Source organism: Pseudomonas sp. AFG_SD02_1510_Pfu_092 (assembly GCF_003331055.1).
In the GTDB taxonomy this organism is placed as follows: Bacteria; Pseudomonadota; Gammaproteobacteria; order Pseudomonadales; family Pseudomonadaceae; genus Aquipseudomonas.
This window is the reverse complement of sequence record NZ_PUQD01000021.1, coordinates 1-14,802: the sequence shown is the minus strand read 5'-3', so window position 1 is coordinate 14,802 and position 14,802 is coordinate 1. Positions and strand designations below refer to the sequence as shown.

Genomic DNA, 14,802 nt, shown 5'->3' with positions numbered 1-14,802 from the left:
ACACACAGCCTCCAAAGGACCTCATGCCTCATGCCCGCTGCCCCCGACCTCGCCAAGGCCTGGTTAGCCATGCGTGGCTGGAAGCCTTTCGCGTTCCAGCGCCGTGTCTGGGCCGCCGTGGCACGGGGCGAGTCCGGCCTGCTGCATGCCAGTACCGGCGCCGGCAAGACCTATGCGGTATGGCTCGCCGCACTGCGCGCGTTCAAAGCACAAGGCCAGGGGCGCCAGGCTGCGCCGTTGCAGGTGCTGTGGGTCACGCCCATGCGGGCCTTGGCAACCGACACCGCCCGCGCCCTGCAGGCGCCACTGGACGAGCTTGGCCTGCCGTGGAACGTGGGCGTACGCAGCGGCGATACCGGCAGTGCCGAACGCGCCCGGCAGGCACGGCGCCTGCCCAGCGTGCTGGTGACGACGCCGGAAAGCCTGACGCTGTTGCTGACCCGGGCACAGGCCAGCGAAGATTTCGCCACGCTGCGCCTGGTGGTGGTGGACGAATGGCACGAACTGTTGGGCAACAAGCGCGGGGTGCAACTGCAACTGGCCCTGGCGCGCCTGCGCCGCTGGCACCCGGGCCTGCCCACCTGGGGCCTGTCTGCCACCCTCGGTAACCTCGAACATGCGCTGGATGTGCTGCTGCCACAGGGCGGCTTGCTGGTGCAGGGCAGGCAAGACAAGCCGCTGCTGGTCGACACGCTGCTGCCGGTGGCCATCGAGCGCTTCCCCTGGGCCGGGCATATGGGCCTGAAGATGCTCGACCAGGTCAGCCGGGAGATCGACGCCAGCAGCAGTTGCCTGGTGTTCACCAACACCCGCGCGCAGGCCGAGCTATGGTATCAGGCCCTGCTCGAGGCACGCCCCGACTGGGCCGGACTGCTTGCCTTGCATCACGCCTCCCTGGCCCGGGAAACCCGCGGCTGGGTCGAGCGCGCCCTCAAGCAGGGCAGCCTGAAAGCGGTGGTCTGTACCTCCAGCCTGGACCTGGGCGTGGACTTTCTGCCCGTGGAGCGCGTACTGCAGATCGGTTCTGCCAAAGGCATCGCCCGCCTCATGCAGCGCGCCGGGCGCTCGGGCCACGCGCCGGGGCGACGCTCGCGGATTACCCTGGTACCCACCCACAGCCTGGAACTGGTGGAAGCCGCCGCCGCCAGGCAGGCCCTGGCGGCCGGGCATATCGAGGCCCGGCAGTCGCCGCGCCTGTGCATGGATGTGCTGGTGCAGCACTTGGTCAGCATGGCCTTGGGCAGCGGCTTTCGCGCCGAATCGTTGCTCGAAGAGGTGCGCAGCACTTGGGCCTTCCGTGAGTTGCGCGACAGCCAGTGGCAATGGGCGCTGGATTTCGTCTGCCATGGGGGCAGCTCGCTCAGCGCCTACCCGGACTACCAGCGGGTCGAGCGCCACGCCGACGGCGTTTACCGGGTTGCCAGCGAACGCCTGGCGCGCCGCCACCGCATGAGCATCGGCACCATCGTCAGCGACGCCAGCCTGCAACTCAAATACTGGAGCAAGGGCGGTGGCGGCAAAGTGCTGGGCAGCGTCGAGGAGGCGTTCATCGCCCGTTTGCGCCCAGGCGATACCCTGGTCTTCGCCGGGCGCGTGCTGGAACTGGTACGTGTGGAAAACATGACCGCCTACGTGCGCCGCAGCAGCGCGCGCAAGGCAGCAGTAGCACGCTGGAATGGTGGCCGCATGCCGCTCTCCAGCGAACTGGCCGATGCCCTGGTCGAACAGCTTGGCGCAGCAGCGCAAGGGCGTTTCGACGGCCCGGAAATGCGCGCAGTGCGGCCTCTGCTGGCCTTGCAGGCGCAATGGTCGGCGCTGCCCGCGCCGAACACGCTGCTGGCAGAGACCTTCAAGTCGCGCCAGGGCTGGCACCTGTTCCTTTATCCGTTCGCCGGGCGCATGGCCAACCTTGGCCTGGCCAACCTGATTGCCTGGCGGGTGAGCCGGGTACAGCCGCTGTCGGTGTCGATTGCCGTCAACGACTATGGGTTCGAATTGCTCAGCCCCGGCAACGTCGATTGGGCGACGCATCTGCCGCAGGCGCTTACCAGCGAACATCTGCTGGACGATGTGCTGGCCAGCCTCAATGCGGGGGAAATGGCGCTGCGGCGCTTTCGCGAAATCGCCCAGATTGCCGGCCTGGTGTTTGGCGGGTATCCGGCGGCGCAAAAAAGCCTGCGGCAGATCCAGGCCTCCAGCGGGTTGTTCTACGAGGTATTCCGCAAGCATGACGCTGACAACCTGCTGCTGGGCCAGGCGCGAGACGAAGTGTTGAACGAAGAGCTGGAAATCGAGCGGCTGCGTCGGCAACTGCTGAAAATGGCGCGGTTACGCCTGGAGCTGCGACCGCTGCAGCGGCCCGGGCCGTTGGCGTTCGCCTTGCTGGTGGAAGGCATGCGCGAAACCTTGAGCACCGAGAAACTGGCGGACCGGATTGCGCGGATGGTTGCGGAACTGGAAAGCGCGGCGGGCGGTGGCGCATGACCGAGCCTTTAGCCATCGAACACTGTGGCCAGGTGCTCTGGCTGCTTGCGGACAAGGCGCTCTATTGGCCATCACGCCGCGCCCTGCTGGTCGCCGATGTGCACATCGGCAAGGCGGCCAGCTACCGTGCCCTGCACCAACCGGTACCACGCGGCACCACCGAAGCGACACTCGCCCGGCTGGATGCCTTGTTGGCGGCGCATGATTGCGAGCAACTGATCGTTCTGGGCGACTTTCTGCATGCACGCACCGCGCGGGCGCCGGCAACGCTGGCCAGGCTGCAGGCGTGGCGGGAACACCACGAAAACCTGAAAATCGTGCTGATTCGCGGCAATCACGATCACAACGCCGGCGATCCGCCGCTATCGCTTGGTATCGAAGTGGTGGAGGAACCTTGGCTGCTGGCGCCGTTCGCACTGCAGCACGAACCCACCCCTCACCCAACTCATCCGGTACTGGCAGGCCATGTACACCCGGTGTTCGTCCTGCGCGGCAAGGCGCGTCAGCGCCTGCGACTGCCCTGCTTTCTGATCGATGGCCAGGTCAGCCTGCTGCCGGCGTTCGGTGAATTCACCGGGGGTTGGGAAATCGCGCCCAGCGCTGCCGGCCGGGTGTACCTGGCCGGGGCAGGACGCGTCTGGCCGCTTTAGCGGCGCTCAGGCCACAGGCGCTGGCGGCGGCTCGTCCGGCAAGGTCGGCTCGCCCGGTTCCATGGGGGGTGTTTCGCCCGGCTCCGCCGGTTGCGGCGTATCGGGGTCAGGCTGGTGGGGCACGCCCCCCGCCTGCATCGGCAGCGGGTGCGCCAGCAGTGACCATGGCAGCAACCCGACGTGGTTGGGCTGCAGGACTGCCAGCTTGGCACTGATTGCGGGATGGAGTTTCATTGGCTGCTCCTGACAAGGCCGCTGCGCATCATGCGCACCGGCGTTAATCCTATGGAGTGCCAAAGCCGCGGGGAATTCCCCGCGCTTGTCGGATCAGGTACGTGGCAGGGTGACGCCGCGCTGGCCCTGATACTTGCCGCCACGGTCCTTGTAGGACACTTCGCATTCTTCGTCGGACTGCAGGAACAGCATCTGCGCCACACCCTCGTTGGCGTAGATTTTCGCCGGCAGCGTGGTGGTGTTGGAGAATTCCAGCGTCACGTGGCCTTCCCACTCGGGCTCGAGCGGGGTGACGTTGACGATGATGCCGCAACGGGCATAGGTGCTCTTGCCCAGGCAGATGGTCAGCACATCGCGCGGAATGCGGAAGTATTCGACGGTGCGCGCCAGGGCGAAGGAGTTCGGCGGGATGATGCACACGTCGCTCTTGATGTCGACGAAGCTGCCGGCATCGAAGTTCTTCGGGTCGACAGTGGCCGAGTTGATGTTGGTGAACACCTTGAATTCGTCGGCGCAGCGCACATCGTAGCCGTAGCTGGAGACGCCGAAGGAGATGACCCGGTTGTCCTGCTCGCCGCGCACCTGGCGCTCGACGAACGGTTCGATCATGCCGTGTTCCTGCGCCATGCGGCGAATCCACTTGTCCGATTTGATGCTCATGGCGGGGTGTCCTGAGAGAGTTGCGAGGTGAAAATCGTGAGGCGCATCTTACCGGTCCCGGCGCCCAGGTTAAAGTTCCATGCCACATCCCGCGCCGGGCGGGGGCTGCAGCCGCCGTCGATCCGAATTTGCATAAAGCGGCTTCTGACCATTGGCAGGTTGCGGAAAGTGGGGTAAGGTGTTGCCACTGTGCTGCACGTGACACCGAGAATATCTAGTTTGATGCACGATCCTGATCGGCCCATCGCTGAATTTTCTGCTCTCTTTGCGCTCAGTCCCGGCCAGGGTTTTTCCTGACCGTTATCAAATTGTCCAAGGAGACAGAAAAATGTCCAACCGTCAATCCGGTGTTGTTAAGTGGTTCAACGATGAGAAAGGCTACGGCTTCATCACCCCTCAGTCGGGCGACGACCTGTTCGTGCACTTCAAAGCCATCCAAGCTGACGGCTTCAAAACCCTGAAAGAAGGCCAGGCTGTTACTTTCGTCGCTACCCGCGGCCAGAAAGGCATGCAGGCTGAAGAAGTTCAGATCGCCTAAGTCGATCGAGCTTTTTAGCTTTCAAAAAAACCCGCCTTCTGGCGGGTTTTTTTATGCCTGAGAGAAAGACCGAGTCGCCTGCTTCGCGGGCTTGCCCGCTCCCACAGGGATGGCACGAGCTTCAAGTGCTGCGCCCGACCTGTGGGAGCGGGCAAGCCCGCGAAAAGAGCGACGCGGTCTGCCAAGTCAATCCTCGCTGATGGTAATGCTCGGCATCGCCGGCGCCGCCGCTTCCTGCAGCACGATCCGCGCCCCTACCTGGCGGGCCAGTTCCTGATAGACCATGGCAATCTGGCTTTCCGGTTCGGCGATGGCGGTCGGCTTGCCATTGTCGGCCTGCTCGCGAATCAGCATCGACAACGGCAGCGATGCCAGCAGGTCGACGCCATACTGGCTGGCCAGCTTCTCACCACCACCTTCACCGAACAGGTGCTCGGCATGGCCGCAGTTCGAGCAGATGTGCACGGCCATGTTCTCGACCACACCCAGCACCGGAATGTTGACCTTGCGGAACATCTCCACACCCTTGCGGGCATCCAGCAGGGCCAGGTCCTGCGGCGTGGTAACGATCACCGAACCGGCTACCGGCACCTTCTGCGCCAGGGTCAGCTGAATGTCCCCAGTGCCTGGCGGCATGTCGATCACCAGGTAGTCCAGATCGTCCCAGGCGGTCTGGGTCACCAGTTGCAGCAGTGCACCCGATACCATCGGGCCGCGCCAGACCATGGGCGTGTTGTCATCGGTGAGGAAAGCCATGGACATGACTTCCACACCGTGGGCCTTGATCGGCACGAACCACTTCTGCTCGCGAATCTGCGGGCGGGTGCCTTCGGCGATGCCGAACATCACGCCCTGGCTGGGGCCGTAGATGTCGGCATCGAGGATACCTACCCGCGCGCCTTCGCGCGCCAGGGCCAGGGCCAGGTTGGCCGCAGTGGTCGATTTGCCCACGCCACCCTTGCCCGAGGCCACGGCGATGATGTTCTTCACATTGGCCATGGCCGGCACCTGCGCCTGGGCCTTGTGCGCGGCCACCACGCAGTCGATCGACACCTGGGCACCGCTGACGCCTTCAAGGTTGCCAATGGCGGTCTGCAGCACCTGCGCCCAGCCGTGCTTGAACAACCCTGCGGCATAACCCAGCTGCAACTGCACGCTGACCTGCCCGCCCTGGATATCGATGGCGCGCACGCAACCGGCGCTGACCGGGTCCTGGTTCAGGTAAGGGTCGGTGTACTGGCGAAGCACGCCTTCGACGGCGGCACGGGTGACGGCACTCATGGACACTCCCATTGGCAAACTGAATGTAGAACAGGCGCCTATCCTAACCCGTCAATCGTCAGCAGATGCGCATGCGGGGTGAAATATCTTCGCCAGCCCTTTATAGTGGCCGATCAACCTCATTTTTACCCCGTCGCCAGATAAGTAGCCGAGCCACCATGTCCGAGCCACGTCAGATTCTCGTCACCAGCGCCTTGCCCTATGCCAACGGTTCGATTCACCTTGGCCATATGCTCGAGTACATCCAGACAGACATGTGGGTCCGCTTCCAGAAGCTGCGCGGCAACCAGTGCATCTACGTCTGCGCCGACGACGCCCACGGTTCGGCCATCATGCTGCGCGCCGAGAAGGAAGGCATCACCCCGGAACAGCTGATCGCCAACGTCCAGGCCGAGCACAGCAGCGACTTCGCCGACTTCCTGGTGGACTTCGACAACTTCCACTCCACCCACAGCGAAGAAAACCGCGAGCTGTCGAGCCTGATCTACGGCCGCCTGCGTGAAGCCGGGCACATCGCCACCCGTTCGGTGACCCAGTACTTCGACCCGGAAAAAGGCATGTTCCTTGCCGACCGCTTCATCAAGGGCACCTGCCCCAAGTGCGCGGCCGAAGACCAGTACGGCGACAACTGCGAAAAATGCGGCGCCACTTACGCGCCCACCGAGCTGAAGAACCCCAAGTCGGCCATCTCCGGTGCCACACCGGTGCTGCGTGATTCCCAGCACTTCTTCTTCAAACTGCCGGACTTCCAGGCCATGCTGCAGCAGTGGACCCGCAGCGGCACGTTGCAGGATGCAGTAGCCAACAAGCTGGCCGAGTGGCTGGATTCGGGCCTGCAGGAATGGGACATCTCCCGCGATGCGCCGTACTTCGGCTTCGAGATCCCGGGCGAGCCAGGCAAGTACTTCTACGTGTGGCTGGACGCGCCGATCGGCTACATGGCCAGCTTCAAGAACCTCTGCGCCCGCCGCCCCGAGCTGGACTTCGACGCGTTCTGGAACGAAGGCTCGAAGGCCGAGCTGTACCACTTCATCGGCAAGGACATCGTCAATTTCCACGCCCTGTTCTGGCCAGCCATGCTCGAAGGCGCCGGCTTCCGCAAGCCGACCGCGGTCAACGTGCACGGCTACCTGACGGTGAACGGCGCGAAGATGTCGAAGTCGCGCGGCACCTTCATCAAGGCGCGCACCTACCTCGACCACCTGCAGCCGGAGTACCTGCGTTACTACTACGCGGCCAAGCTGGGCCGTGGCGTCGATGACCTGGACCTGAACCTGGAAGACTTCGTGCAGAAGGTCAATTCCGACCTGGTCGGCAAGGTGGTCAACATCGCCAGCCGCTGCGCCGGTTTCATCCACAAGGGCAACGAAGGCGTGATGGTCGCTGGCGACGCCGCACCGGAGCTGACCGAAGCGTTCCTGGCGGCAGCCCCGTCGATCGCCGACGCCTATGAAGGGCGCGACTTCGGCCGCGCCATGCGCGAAATCATGGCCCTGGCCGACCGCGCCAACGCGTGGATCGCCGACAAGGCCCCATGGTCGCTGGCCAAGCAGGAAGGCAAGCAGGAAGAAGTGCAGGCCATCTGCGCCCAGGGCATCAACCTGTTCCGCCAGCTGGTGATCTTCCTCAAGCCGGTGCTGCCGGTGCTGGCCGCCGATGCCGAAGCCTTCCTCAACGTGGCGCCGCTGACCTGGAACGACCACCTGTCGCGCCTGGAAAACCACACGCTGAACCCGTTCAAGGCACTGATGAGCCGCATCGAGCCGGCCAAGGTCGAAGCCATGGTCGCCGCCAGCAAGGAAGACCTGCTGGCCGCCGAAGCCAAGGCCCCGGCCGGTAATGGCGAGCTGGCCAAGGACCCGCTGTCGGCGGAAATCGAGTTCGACACCTTCGCTGCCGTCGACCTGCGCGTGGCGCTGATCGTCAAGGCCGAAGCCGTGCCGGGTGCCGACAAGCTGCTGCAACTGACCCTGGACATCGGTGACGAGCGCCGCAACGTGTTCTCCGGCATCAAGTCGGCCTACCCCGACCCGTCCCAGCTGGAAGGCCGCCTGACCATGATGGTGGCCAACCTCAAGCCTCGCAAGATGCGCTTTGGCGTGTCCGAAGGCATGGTCATGGCAGCCGGCCCTGGCGGCGAGGAAATCTACCTGCTGAGCCCGGACAGCGGCGCCAAGCCTGGCCAGCGCATCAAGTAACCGGACCTGCCGGGGCTGCTTGGCGGCCCCGGCGTGCACCCCCTTTACCGGACAATCGCCCCGATTCCCGGCTATCGTCATTTCATGAGCGATTACCTTCTGGTTCTGATCAGCGCCGCGCTGGTCAACCACCTGTGCCTGCGACGGCAGCCACCCTCCCGGCTGCAGCTGCATGTGCACGGCTTCGCCTGCGCCCTGTGCATCGCCTTGGGCGTGCTCGGCACCGCGCTGCTGATGCGCGGGGTGCTTGCCCCGTTGCAGCTTGAAGACCTGAAACTGTTCCTGTTGCTGCCGTGGCTGGCCCTGCTCGCCCGGGGCCTGCCCTGGCTGCTGACCCAGTGGCGCCCGACCTGGCCCGAGGCGGAGTTGCCAGCGCTGCTGTTGGGCAACGCGACCGTACTGGGGCTGGCCTTGCAACAGGCAAGCGACGACAGCACCTGGCTTACCACGCTGCTGCAAGCCCTGTTGGCCGGCTGCGGCTTCTGGCTGGCGCTGGTCCTGTTCGCCGACCTGCGCCAGCGCAGTACCCATGCTGACATCCCCGCCGCGCTGCACGGCCTGCCGATCGAACTGCTCGGTGCCGGGGTGATGGCCATGGCGTTTTCCGGCTTCAACGGGCTGTTCAGCCAATGAGCAGCAAGCCCGATCCGCGGCTACGCACCAGCATGGGCCTGGTGTTGCTGGCCTGCGTGCCGGGCCTGCTGACGCTGTTCTGGCTGCACGGCTGGGGTTTGCTGCTGAACCTGTTGCTGTGCACCTGCGCTGCCCTGCTGTGCGAAGCACTGTTGCTTCACTTGCGAGCACAGCCGGTGAGCATGGCGCTGAACGACGGCAGCGCGCTGGTGACCGCCGTGCTGCTGGCTGCCGCCCTGCCCACCCAGGCCCCTTGGTGGTTGCCGGTGGTCGCCGCCTGCGTCGCCATCGGTATCGGCAAGCAGGCCTTTGGCGGCGTAGGGCGCAACCTGTTCAACCCGGCCATGGTCGGCTACGCCTTCGTGCTGCTGAGCTTCCCGTTGCAGATGAACCATTGGCCGGGGCATACACCCGGCCTGCTCGACAGCCTGCAACAGGTGTTCGCCGGCGGTGAGCAAATCGATGCCTGGGCCAGCCCGACACTGCTCGACGGCCTGCGCCACAACCGCAGCCTGACCATCGATGAACTGTTCGCCAGCCACCCCGGCTTCGGCACTGTCGGCGGGCGAGGCAGCGAATGGAGCAACCTGGCATTCCTGCTCGGTGGCCTGTTCCTGTTGCAGCGCAAGGTGATCAGCTGGCATGCACCGGCGGGTTTGCTGGCAGGGCTGTTGCTGTGCAGCCTGTTGGCCTGGAACGGTTCGGGTTCGGATTCCAACGGTTCGCCCTTGCTGCACCTGTTTTCCGGCTCGACCATGATGGCCGCGTTTTTCATTGCCACCGAACCGGTATCCGGCCCGAGGCAGCAATGGGCGAAGCTGGGTTTCGGCCTGGGGGCTGGCCTGCTGATCTACCTGATCCGCACCTGGGGCAGCTACCCGGACGGCACGGCGTTCGCCATCCTGCTGATGAACCTGATGACGCCGAGCCTCGAACGCCTGGCCGTGCAGCGCCAGCAGGTGGCCAGATGAGGCGCCTGGTGCGCGATGCGGGCCTGGTGCTGCTGATCGCGGCACTCGGGCTGTCTGCCACGCTGGGCTGGCGACACTGGACCAGCACCGCCATCAACGATGCCGAAAGGCAACTGCAAAGCCGCCAGCGACTGGCGATGCTGCCTGAAGGCACTTACGACAACCAGCCACTCGACAGCCCGCTGCCCAAGCCTGCCGCACAGCGGCCAAACAGCCGCATTCTGGCGGCTTATCGGGCCACGCTGGCGGGCAGGCCGACCGCCGTCATCCTGCTCACCCAGACCCAGGGCTATACCGGGCCGATCGTGTTGAGCGTGGCGATTGCCGCAGACGGCCGGCTGATCGGTAGCCAGGTGGTCGAGCAACGGGAAAGCCCCGGCCTGGGCGCACGCCTGGGTGACAGGAAGGTTAACTGGCTGGAGCAATTTGCCAACCGCCAACTGGGCGATCACTGGGCACTGAAGCGTGACCACGGCGATTTTGACCAGTTGGCCGGGGCGACCGTGACCTCGCGAGCGGTGATTGCCGCCCTACAGGAAGCGCTGAGCTACTTCGACGAGCAGCGCAACGTGCTGCTGGAGGACGCCGCGCATGAATAGGTTGTATCTGCTGGGCGCAAACCTCGTGTCTTTGCTGGGCGCCACTCGGACACTGAGCGAAGGTGCCACCATCGGCGTGTGCGCGGTTTTGATGGGTAGCCTTCACCAATTGTTGATGGCCCCCCTTCGCCAGCGGCTGGCCGGTTGCAGCTACGTGCTGGCCAGCCTGCTGCTGCTGGCAGCCCTGGCCAGTTGCCTGCAGCTGGCCCTGCGTGCCTGGTGGCTGCCACTGGCACTCGCCCTGGGTCACTACCCGCTATTGCTGTGCCTGCCATGCCTGATCACTGACCAGTTGCTGCCCGAGCACGGGCGTTGGCGCCGGCTCGTCGGGCACCTTTGCGCGCTGCTTGCCAGCTGCCTGCTGCTCGGTGCCAGCCGCCAATGGCTGGCTGAAAGCGCCGGCCTGCATCTGGCCAGCCTGGCGCCCGGCGCATTGCTACTGCTCGGACTGCTGTTGGCCTTGTACAATCGCCTGCGTCCGGGCCCCGCCCAACCACGTCGTCAAGGAAAGCGCTGATTTCATGAATGCCGCCAAACGCCTGGAGATCTTTCGCAGGCTGCACGAAGACAACCCCGAGCCAAAGACCGAGCTGGCCTACACCACCCCGTTCGAACTGCTGGTCGCCGTTACATTGTCTGCGCAATCCACCGATGTCGGCGTCAACAAGGCCACCGCCCGCCTGTTCCCGGTCGCAAACACCCCCGAGGCGATTTATGCCTTGGGCGTCGAAGGGCTGAGCGAGTACATCAAGACTATCGGCCTGTACAACAGCAAGGCCAAGAACGTCATCGAGACCTGCCGGTTGCTGATCGAACAACATGGCAGCCAGGTCCCGCAAACCCGCGAAGCCCTGGAGGCCTTGCCCGGCGTGGGCCGCAAGACCGCCAACGTGGTGCTGAACACGGCGTTCCGCCAGCCGACCATGGCCGTGGATACGCACATTTTCCGGGTAAGCAACCGCACCGGCATTGCGCCAGGCAAGACGGTGCTGGAAGTGGAGAAAAAGCTGGTCAAGTTCGTACCAAAAGATTACCTGCTCGACGCCCACCACTGGCTGATCCTGCACGGGCGCTATGTGTGCCAGGCACGCAAGCCCCGCTGCGGCAGCTGCCGGATCGAAGACTTGTGCGAGTACAAGCACAAGACCTGCGACGATTGAGCCGATAGACAAAAACCGCCCGCTGCGATTGAAAAAATCTTTTTTACCAGCGTCTGCTTTCTGGTTATAAGGACGGCCAATGGCCCCTTGGCTTGGAGCGACTCATGAGTAGCGATAAAGACGACCTGTCGATCGAAGATGATTTTGTTGCCGTAGAAGAGGAAGCGGAACCCCAGGTAGAAACCGCAAAGACCAACCTGAGCAAACGCCGCACCATCGACAACATGCTGGAAGAAAGGCGCCTGCAGAAGCAGCTGGCCGACTTCGACTACGACCTGTAGCCCGAAAATCGCAGCCCCGGCAAAGCCTCCTGGTCGGAGGCTTTACGGCCTGGCGTTCAGTTCAGCCCTTGGCGTTGCGCCAGCTCGATCAGGTCGACCAGCGACCGGGCATTGAGCTTGAGCAACAGGCGCGACTTGTAGGTACTGACGGTCTTGTTGCTGAGGAACATGCTGTCGGCAATCTCCTTGTTCGAGCGCCCTCGCGCCAGCTGCTGCAACACTGTCATCTCGCGCGCAGAGAGGCGGTTGACCATTTCCGTCTCGCTCCCGCCTGACCGGCCGCGTGATGCATGCAGGGCCTGGTTGGGGAAGTAGCTGTAGCCCGACAGCACGGCCTTGATGGCACTGAGCAGTTCGGTGAGCTCTTGCTGCTTGCACACATACCCCGCCGCCCCCGCCTGCATGCAGCGCATCGAGAAGTTGCCAGGCGCCTGCGATGTCAGCACCAGCACCTTACTGGCCGGGCTGAAGGTGGTCATGCGAGCGATCACCTCCAGGCCATCCAGTTTCGGAATACCGATATCGAGTACCACGATATCCGGCAGGTGTTGCCGGGTCAGCTGCAGCGCAGCCACCCCATTATCGGTTTCCGCCACGACGTCATACCCATGCCGCTCCATCAGCATGCGTACGGCCAGGCGTATGACCGGATGATCATCCACGATAAGCACTTTATTCATGCGATATCCATTCATTCATTGTTTTGGCTTTGGCACGCCAAGATAACCGACAGAACGTGTGCTGGCGCGACGTTTTGGCCACGAAATACATGAACAGAATAAACCTACGACACTTACGGAAATTTCCTACAAACAACTACTGCACTTGTAACAACAAACTTCCTATTTAACGGCAAAAAAGTTAACACTTACTGCGCAGCTCGCACGAGTTGAAAATCAGTCAACTGCCAAAGAATACTTCAATTCGACAAGGTCGAAAAAACATCGCAACCACGCCCGATCACGATAATTCCTAGCCCGGGAAAAATTCCAGTCTTAAGTTGAGTGCCACGGTAGGGGAAAATAGGCGAAAACGCAGGAGAAAGCCCTCATGAGCCAAACACAACCTGTGGCCCCACTGACGATCGTTGCGATCTTCGCGGGGATTATCGAAGCCTCGGCACTTGCGACCTTGCCATTTCTCAGCGAATCCAGTCAGAAACTCTATACCTGGTTCCTGGTGGGTTTTCCGTTCTTTCTGACAGCACTGTTCTTCCTGACACTGAACTTCAATTACAAGTCGTTCTACAGCCCATTTTTGAAGGAAGCAGTAGACGACACCCCTTCCCTACCAAGTACCTTGACGACACCGGCCATGCCCCATGGATCCAGCGAGACCCTACATGCCGAGCCTGTAACGATCATGTTCTCCGGGCCCGATGCCTATCGCCTGATGGAACGACAACTTCTGCTCGCACTTGCACAACCGCCGCAGACGCCGAGAACATGGCGCTTTTGCAACCTGGATAAACGCCAATGCGCACAGCTGTCGCTGAGCCCGCTGGAGGAAGATGTCACGAACTGATGCAGTTGAACGCCCACGTTTTCAACAGGTAAAAAAAACCCCGGCCTGAGCCGGGGTTTGCATGGCCCTGGCCTGCAATCAGAGCAGCGAGCGGCCCTTGTTGGCAGCAATGCGCATACGCAGGGCATTGAGCTTGATGAAGCCGGCAGCGTCTGCCTGGTTGTAGGCACCACCATCTTCCTCGAAGGTGGCGATGTTGGCATCGAACAGCGAGTCGTCCGACTTGCGGCCAACCACGGTGACGTTACCCTTGTACAGTTTCAGGCGCACGACGCCGTTCACGTTGACCTGCGAAGCGTCGATCATCTGCTGCAGCATCAGACGCTCCGGGCTCCACCAGTAGCCGGTGTAGATCAGGCTGGCGTACTTCGGCATCAGCTCATCCTTCAGGTGAGCGACTTCGCGGTCCAGGGTGATCGACTCGATGGCACGGTGGGCCTTGAGCATGATGGTGCCGCCAGGGGTCTCGTAGCAGCCACGCGACTTCATGCCGACGTAACGGTTCTCGACGATGTCCAGGCGGCCGATGCCGTTGGCACCACCGATACGGTTCAGCTCGGCGAGCACGGTGGCCGGGGTCTTCTCGACGCCGTCGATGGCAACGATGTCACCATTGCGGTAGGTCAGCTCGAGGTAGGTAGCCTGGTCCGGGGCGTTCTCGGGCGAGACGCTCCAGCGCCACATGTCTTCCTCGTGCTCGGTCCAGGTATCTTCCAGGACACCGCCTTCGTAGGAGATGTGCAGCAGGTTGGCGTCCATCGAGTACGGCGATTTCTTTTTGCCGTGGCGCTCGATCGGGATGCCATGCTTCTCGGCGTAGTCCATCAGCTTCTCGCGGGACAGCAGGTCCCACTCACGCCACGGCGCAATGACCTTGACGCCTGGCTTCAGGGCGTAGGCGCCCAGTTCGAAACGCACCTGGTCGTTGCCTTTGCCGGTGGCGCCATGGGAAATGGCGTCTGCACCGGTTTCGTTGGCGATTTCGATCAGGCGCTTGGCAATCAGCGGACGAGCGATGGAAGTACCCAGCAGGTACTCACCTTCGTAGACGGTGTTGGCGCGGAACATCGGGAACACGAAATCGCGCACGAACTCTTCGCGCAGGTCGTCGATGTAGATCTCTTTGACGCCCATCGCCTGGGCCTTGGCACGGGCCGGCTCGACCTCTTCGCCCTGACCCAGGTCAGCGGTGAAGGTCACCACTTCGCAGTTGTAGGTATCCTGCAGCCACTTGAGAATCACCGAAGTATCAAGGCCGCCGGAATACGCCAGTACGACCTTTTTTACGTCCGCCATGCCATCACTCCACGGGGTTGTACGGAAAGGCGTCGATTCTAACGGCGTTGCGGATAAAATTACAGTGGGGCGACAGCTTCTGACGACAAAGCGACAGGAACTTTCGCCAAGGCGACGGGCGGTTGGTTAGATGATGTGGGGTGCATGCCTTGAAGTTGCATCAGGGCCACAAGGTGCATGCCTTCAGCAGTTCAGCGCCTGTAAGATCGAGCGCCGCCCGCGCGGGGGGGGGGGGGGCGGGGGCGGGGAAGGGGGGGGGGGGGGGCGGGGGGGCGGGAGGGAGCGGGCGAGGC

General features: G+C 63.1%; 16 protein-coding genes. 11 read left to right on the top strand and 5 right to left on the bottom strand.

Features of this window, described 5'->3' with window-relative positions; all coding sequences use genetic code 11:
• The first annotated feature begins 30 nt into the window (after nucleotides 1-30).
• Both C6A77_RS11625 and pdeM read left to right on the top strand, forming a co-directional pair.
• Nucleotides 31-2,484: a ligase-associated DNA damage response DEXH box helicase gene (locus C6A77_RS11625; RefSeq protein ID WP_114169597.1), complete on the top strand. Its 2,454-nt coding sequence runs from the start codon at nucleotides 31-33 to the stop codon at nucleotides 2,482-2,484.
• Nucleotides 2,481-3,134 (top strand): ligase-associated DNA damage response endonuclease PdeM, encoded by a 654-nt coding sequence (pdeM, locus tag C6A77_RS11620; protein ID WP_114169596.1) that lies wholly within the window; start codon nucleotides 2,481-2,483, stop codon nucleotides 3,132-3,134. The genes C6A77_RS11625 and pdeM overlap by 4 nt, the downstream gene beginning before the upstream one ends.
• A gap of 6 nt (nucleotides 3,135-3,140) precedes the next feature.
• On the opposite strand, the gene C6A77_RS11615 is transcribed toward pdeM, so the two are convergent.
• Nucleotides 3,141-3,368 carry a hypothetical protein gene (locus C6A77_RS11615; RefSeq protein WP_114169595.1) on the bottom strand — a complete coding sequence of 76 codons (228 nt, stop codon included), beginning with the start codon at nucleotides 3,366-3,368 and terminating at the stop codon, nucleotides 3,141-3,143.
• 93 nt (nucleotides 3,369-3,461) lie between these two features.
• Nucleotides 3,462-4,028, bottom strand: a complete 567-nt coding sequence (gene dcd, locus C6A77_RS11610; RefSeq protein ID WP_003254920.1) for a dCTP deaminase — start codon at nucleotides 4,026-4,028, stop codon at nucleotides 3,462-3,464.
• Nucleotides 4,029-4,356: 328 nt separating this feature from the next.
• On the opposite strand from dcd, the gene C6A77_RS11605 reads away from it, so the two are divergent.
• A complete protein-coding gene (locus tag C6A77_RS11605) occupies nucleotides 4,357-4,566 on the top strand; it encodes a cold-shock protein (protein ID WP_003254922.1) in 210 nt (69 codons plus the stop codon).
• 186 nt (nucleotides 4,567-4,752) lie between these two features.
• On the opposite strand, the gene apbC is transcribed toward C6A77_RS11605, so the two are convergent.
• On the bottom strand, nucleotides 4,753-5,847 hold the full coding sequence (apbC, locus tag C6A77_RS11595; RefSeq protein ID WP_114169594.1) for an iron-sulfur cluster carrier protein ApbC: 1,095 nt from the start codon (nucleotides 5,845-5,847) through the stop codon (nucleotides 4,753-4,755).
• Between the two features lie 158 nt (nucleotides 5,848-6,005).
• Between apbC and metG the strand changes: the two genes are divergently transcribed.
• From metG to C6A77_RS25720, 7 genes are all read left to right on the top strand, one after another.
• A complete protein-coding gene (metG, locus tag C6A77_RS11590) occupies nucleotides 6,006-8,045 on the top strand; it encodes a methionine--tRNA ligase (protein WP_114169593.1) in 2,040 nt (679 codons plus the stop codon).
• Between the two features lie 84 nt (nucleotides 8,046-8,129).
• A complete protein-coding gene (locus C6A77_RS11585) occupies nucleotides 8,130-8,678 on the top strand; it encodes an Rnf-Nqr domain containing protein (RefSeq protein WP_114169592.1) in 549 nt (182 codons plus the stop codon).
• On the top strand, nucleotides 8,675-9,649 hold the full coding sequence (locus C6A77_RS11580; RefSeq protein ID WP_114169591.1) for an RnfABCDGE type electron transport complex subunit D: 975 nt from the start codon (nucleotides 8,675-8,677) through the stop codon (nucleotides 9,647-9,649). The genes C6A77_RS11585 and C6A77_RS11580 overlap by 4 nt, the downstream gene beginning before the upstream one ends.
• Entirely contained in the window at nucleotides 9,646-10,248 is a 603-nt protein-coding gene (locus tag C6A77_RS11575; RefSeq protein WP_114169590.1) for an RnfABCDGE type electron transport complex subunit G, read from the top strand. The genes C6A77_RS11580 and C6A77_RS11575 overlap by 4 nt, the downstream gene beginning before the upstream one ends.
• Nucleotides 10,241-10,765 (top strand): NADH:quinone oxidoreductase, encoded by a 525-nt coding sequence (locus C6A77_RS11570; protein WP_114169589.1) that lies wholly within the window; start codon nucleotides 10,241-10,243, stop codon nucleotides 10,763-10,765. The genes C6A77_RS11575 and C6A77_RS11570 overlap by 8 nt, the downstream gene beginning before the upstream one ends.
• A 4-nt stretch (nucleotides 10,766-10,769) precedes the next feature.
• Nucleotides 10,770-11,408, top strand: coding sequence for an endonuclease III (gene nth / locus C6A77_RS11565; RefSeq protein ID WP_114169588.1), 639 nt, complete (start codon nucleotides 10,770-10,772; stop codon nucleotides 11,406-11,408).
• A gap of 104 nt (nucleotides 11,409-11,512) precedes the next feature.
• A complete protein-coding gene (locus C6A77_RS25720; protein ID WP_164497668.1) occupies nucleotides 11,513-11,689 on the top strand; it encodes a hypothetical protein in 177 nt (58 codons plus the stop codon).
• 56 nt (nucleotides 11,690-11,745) lie between these two features.
• On the opposite strand, the gene C6A77_RS11560 is transcribed toward C6A77_RS25720, so the two are convergent.
• Nucleotides 11,746-12,369, bottom strand: a complete 624-nt coding sequence (locus C6A77_RS11560; RefSeq protein ID WP_114169587.1) for a response regulator transcription factor — start codon at nucleotides 12,367-12,369, stop codon at nucleotides 11,746-11,748.
• Between the two features lie 370 nt (nucleotides 12,370-12,739).
• Here C6A77_RS11560 and C6A77_RS11555 point away from each other — a divergent pair, with 370 nt between their 5' ends.
• Complete coding sequence (locus tag C6A77_RS11555) at nucleotides 12,740-13,213, top strand: hypothetical protein (RefSeq protein ID WP_114169586.1); 474 nt, start codon at nucleotides 12,740-12,742, stop codon at nucleotides 13,211-13,213.
• A 78-nt stretch (nucleotides 13,214-13,291) separates the two neighbouring features.
• Here C6A77_RS11555 and C6A77_RS11550 read toward each other — a convergent pair whose 3' ends face one another.
• Nucleotides 13,292-14,509, bottom strand: coding sequence for an argininosuccinate synthase (locus C6A77_RS11550; protein WP_062573059.1), 1,218 nt, complete (start codon nucleotides 14,507-14,509; stop codon nucleotides 13,292-13,294).
• Nucleotides 14,510-14,802 lie beyond the last annotated feature (293 nt).